Annotated in this window: 4 protein-coding genes; all 4 read right to left on the bottom strand. The window is 43.3% G+C overall.

Translation table 11 applies throughout. The features are described from left to right. Positions 1 to 2191: SusC/RagA family TonB-linked outer membrane protein (locus WBA23_RS20710; RefSeq protein WP_424584187.1), on the bottom strand; the 2191-nt coding region annotated here is incomplete at its 3' end. Positions 2192 to 2234: 43 nt separating this feature from the next. After that, on the bottom strand, positions 2235 to 3233 hold the full coding sequence (locus WBA23_RS20705; RefSeq protein WP_424584186.1) for a FecR family protein: 999 nt from the start codon (positions 3231 to 3233) through the stop codon (positions 2235 to 2237). Positions 3234 to 3438: 205 nt separating this feature from the next. After that, positions 3439 to 4053, bottom strand: a complete 615-nt coding sequence (locus WBA23_RS20700; protein ID WP_424584185.1) for an RNA polymerase sigma factor — start codon at positions 4051 to 4053, stop codon at positions 3439 to 3441. A gap of 568 nt (positions 4054 to 4621) precedes the next feature. After that, a partial coding sequence (locus WBA23_RS20695) for a DUF6733 family protein (RefSeq protein WP_424584184.1) occupies positions 4622 to 4959 on the bottom strand: 338 nt, incomplete at its 5' end.

Below are 4959 nucleotides of genomic sequence, written 5' to 3'. Positions count from 1 at the left end.
GCTCTTCGCTTACTCGCCACCCCAGGGCTAGAGAAGGGAAGAATGTCCAGCGATTTTTCTCCGCCACGCGGGAGGAGCCATCGTAGCGGCCGGTGAATGTGAACAAATACTTGTCTTGGAGTACATAATTGATTCTTCCCAGCACCGACTGCTGGCTCCAAACCGCGCCTCCGGAGCTAGGCACATCAATGGTAGCTCCTGAGGACAGGTCGCCGGTTTCTAGTGCGTCAGTCACAAAGTCTCGCGAGCCTGCGTTAAAGAACTTAAGCTCATTACGTTGAGAGGTAAATCCTACTACTGCATTGATGGAGTGTACTCCGATCTCTTTATAGTAGTTAAGGGTATTTTCGTTCAGGATATCGATTACTTCCCTATTTCCGATAGATGCTACCCCATTTACATTGGTGCCCGGAATAGTTCGGCGGGTGTAGTTGTCCCGGCGGCGGTTGGAATAGTTTACGCCGAGCGAAACCTTGGCGGTAAGGCCCTCTAGAATCTTATACTCTCCGTACATTACGTTAAATAGACGGGTGGTTCTTGCTTTCCGCAGTCGCTGGGTGATCTCAGCCACTGGATTGTTTATCGGATCGTTGAATCCGTTATACTCTAGAATATCCATCTGGGCGAATGCACCATTTTCCCGCACTGGTCGGGTAGGGTACGCCGCTAGAGCAGAGGCAACTGGACCTTTGTCTTGCCCTTCTGGTATATCGTTCTCAGTTACCTGGGTAGCCTGGAAGCTATTAGAAAGCTTAAACCGCCCAATCTGCTTATCGATGTTGGCTCGCACGGTTCCCCGCACAAAGTCGGTATTCTCTACGATACCGGTTTGATCAAAGTAATTGGCCGAAATTAGGTACTGAGTGCTTTCATTGCCTCCGTTCACTGACAACGAATAGTTCTGAATCGGGGCGACACGGAAAATCTCATCCTGCCAATCAGTATCTTCAGGAAGATTGTTAAGGTCGGGGAAAGGTACTTCGGTACCACCGTCGTTGAGCACCCGGGCGTTGGCGATTTCGGCAAATTGCCGTGCATTCATTACGTTGATCGTGTTCGCCACTTCTTGAACTCCGTAGAAGGCATCAAAATTGATAGCATCGCTGCCCTTGCTGCCTCGTTTGGTGGTGATGATCACCACACCGTTGGCTCCGCGTGAACCATAGATGGCGGTAGCTGAAGCATCTTTAAGAATTTCAATCGATTCAATATCGTTGGGGTTGATACTGTTGAGTCCTACGCCACCGATAAAACCATCTACTACGTAGAGCGGGTCGCTTCCACCCAGTACCGAGTTCGCCCCGCGGATGCGCACGCTGAGTCCGCCGCCGGGTGAGTGTGAGTTTTGAATGACCTGCACTCCCGGAGCCCGCCCTTGCATAATTTGTTGTACATCGTTAACCGGTAGTGCGGTAATCTCTTCTTGCGAGATAGACGATACTGAACCGGTGAGATCACTCTTTTTCACTGCCCCATAACCTACTACTACCACTTCAGAAAGGGATTGAACGTCAGGCAGTAAATTTAAACTGATAGTACTACGACCGTTAATAGCTACTTCTTGCGTAGCATAGCCAATAGAAGAAAAAACGAGTACTTCTACCGCATCTTCAACGGTTAGTCGATAACTACCATTCACATCGGTGACTGTACCTACGGATGTTCCTTTGGCAAGAACATTTACACCCGGAAGAGGCTCTCCATTATCAGCATCATTCACCGTACCGGATATTGTTTGTTCCAGTACGAGTTCAGCTTTAGCTTTATTTTGTTTTATTCGGTTGAGGAGCGTTGGTGGGAGGGTCCGCGCTTCTTTTAATGGCTTACGATCTGCCCTGGGCATAAACGGTTTCTCGGTATTAGGATAAATAACGTACGTCTTTGTACTAAACTGCTCAAAGGTTAGCTGATACGGTGCTAACAGCTTTTCCAATACCTTTTCAATATTTGCGCCTTGCTTTTCAAACTGTTGAGAAACTTGAGCGTCTACCAGTTTGCCTTGCAAAAGCTCCTGATCGTAGCTAAACCGCATTTGGTACTGCTCTTCCAAGTCATCCAATACCTGGATTAAATTAGTCTTAGCATCTTGTTCAGGAACCAACTGTTTGAGATACAGTTCGGCCAGTTGAACCTGTGCTGCGCATGGTAAGGCTAAAAAAGTTAGCCCCAGCCAGAGTAAAATCTTGTGCATAGTGGTTGTTTTAAATGAAAAGAATATTAATAAAATTTATAGTCTAATGTATAGTTACTGAATTTCCTTTATGTTCAATTGACAATGGAAACACTTTCTCGAGTTGACCAAATAAGCTGGTTAAATCACCACGATCTATTCTGCCTGTAAATTTCTTATTCAAGAGATTCTTATTTTCAATTCTAACCTCTAAACCGTAGATATCTTCTACCAACTGGGCGATCTCAGCGAGTGTTGTCCCGTCAAAAATATGCTCGTCTTGCATCCAAGTCGTATAAGTTTCCACCTGAACCGGGTGCTGAATGTAGTTATTGCCTTCTACCTCTACTAATTCGCCCGGTTGCATTACAATATCGTTATTTAAAACTTCCGAATCTGACTTTATCAGGACTTCTCCTTCTTTCAAAACTACTTGGGTGCGATTTCGGCGGTTCAATACATTAAAGGAAGTACCTAGCACCTCCACGCTCACCGCATTGGTGTGGACTAAAAACTGCCGATGGTCTTGGGTATGGTATACTTCAAAGAAGGCTTCGCCGTTAAGCGTTACATTTCTTTCCGAAGATTCTAACCAATCTTCCCAATAGGTAATTGAAGAATTTGCGTTTAGCAGCACCGAAGAACTATCAGGTAGTACTACGTGCTTAGTCTCCCCGTAATCAGTTTGATGCGTGATTGTTGCCGGTTCGCTAATTTTAATAAATAAGAAGATGGCAAAGGCGAGTAATACGCTGATGCTAGCCGCTACTCCGTACCATCTTAGCTCGCTTTTCTTGTCATCTATATTATGCGTTTCTGCGTGTCTATTTTGTAATTTCTGCCACATTTGCTGGACCTCCGGTTCACGTAAGGGTTCAAGCTGACTATTAACCTGCATTTGATGGATCAAACGTTGAGCCTCAGCTACCAATACCTTTCCGTTACTTCGTTCTTTTTGCCAGTTGTTCCAGTACTGGTTTAAGGCCGGGGTAGGATGAAGCACCCAGGCGATAAACCGGTCATCTAGCAATAACTCCTTGAGCCCTTGACTACGGTCATCCATAGATTACTACTTTTACAACTAGACAAAAAGTCATAAACATCACTCGTCAATAATACATATGGCACTTGTTAATCAAGGCCTTTATAAGTAAGAGTGTAAAAGGGTGTATTTGTGCACATGAAATGAAAAAACTTTTTTAAATTTGTATATTTTATAACGAATTAGTTTTTAAGTTAAAAACAATAAAACAAATGCGCTGAAATTTTTAAAAATTTCCAAAAGTTATTACACCCCATAGCACCAGTTTTAACATTTTCTTCGCCATCTCAGGCCACATCTTTGTGAGCGTTTGTATAGCTCCCTGAAGGAGTTGGTAGACAGCTCTTCGTTGCACCTGCATAACCTGAGCAATTTCACGTACGGGCATATCTTGGTAGTACCGTAAAAAAATAGCTTCTCGCTGCCGCTCTGTCAGATTGTTCAGTCCTTGGTGGAGGTAGCGTTGGTTGTCCCGTTCGGTTTCAGCTTCAATATGCTTCTTTTCGGCGGAAGGTATTACAATCGTTTGCTCATCGATCTCATTGCTGACATCAGCCTTTTGAAGTTCAATAATCTTTCTTCGCAACGCAGTGATAAGATAGTACTGGATATGCTGAACATCCCCTAAGTTGGAGCGGTGCTCCCATAAGTAGTAAAATAAATCTTGAATGGCATCTTTAACCAATTCTCGATCAGGACACAATCGGCAACCATATTGAAAGAGTAACCGGACGTACTGATGATAAATGGTAGCATACGCCTGCTGATCACCTTGCTTGAATGCTTGCCATAGCACCACATCTTCCAAATGTTCTACAGATTTGATAGCACGCTGCTTCATTTTTCTATCTATCGCTAAACCATATTACTCAATTATTGCAATATTGAAAAAAATAATCTGAAATTTTTCATTCATATTGATAAAGCTTGAATAGATAGACGAACATGAAGTTCATGATTTGTTAAGATACAGCATAAGAAACTATAAGTTGCACTAAGAAGATTCAATGCTCATTCTAGCCGCTAGAAGGGTTTAGTAGATGGCTAAAGAACCAAGGTGGATTGAAATTCAGAGAGGCTAATTGATCTCGATTAATTCTATTGCTCGCGAAGCGAAAGAGGTAGAACTAGAACTTAAGCATCGTTTGCCTCGAGTTAGAAAGCGATTAAATTGATTCGCGAGAAGATAGCTGGTTAAGTCAACGTATAGGAGTGCCCCAAGAAAGTTTATTACCCATTGCTTCGCTACACATTTAGGGAGTTGAGCAGCTAAACACATCGTAGAAAGAGAGAGGGGAAATAAGGAATTTTGTCTGCACCATCACCATTTACGGCTTACCGATTAGCAAAATGGCTGATACAATTAGAAATAGCTGTATCAACCATATGCTTTTTTTAAGCGAGCGAGTTTAAAAATTGTAGCCCACTGAAAGTTTGTAGAAAGAAGGTTGCTCGTATCCACTTTTGGTTACTTGCTCATCCGAACGTAAATCGCCTCCAGTAGAAAATCTGGCGAATGAACCACCGTTAGGGTCAGCGAATTGAATATACGGACCTAAAGCCTGGTAGAATGCATAGCTTGGATCCTCAGGCGCATTGTTACCCCCAGTATAGCTCAACTGCTCAAAATGTAGTCCAGCGGATAAAAAAGAACTTATTTTATAACCAATATTTAACCAGTAATGTAAATAGTTATTGGTAGAGGGATTTCCGTGATCAAATCCAGCGTAGTAGCCAAGGTAAAACT

The sequence above is a fragment of the Tunicatimonas sp. genome (genome assembly GCF_049647865.1).
Classification (GTDB): Bacteria; Bacteroidota; Bacteroidia; order Cytophagales; family Cyclobacteriaceae; genus Tunicatimonas.
The sequence above is the reverse complement of the archived record's forward strand: the minus strand, read 5'-3'. Positions and strand labels throughout refer to the sequence as shown.

Bases quoted from the DNA above. Each gene is read 5' to 3' on its own strand.
- WBA23_RS20705 (WP_424584186.1), bottom strand. From the start codon at position 3,233: ATGGATGACCGTAGTCAAGGGCTCAAGGAGTTATTGCTAGATGACCGG.
- WBA23_RS20700 (WP_424584185.1), bottom strand. From the start codon at position 4,053: ATGAAGCAGCGTGCTATCAAATCTGTAGAACATTTGGAAGATGTGGTG.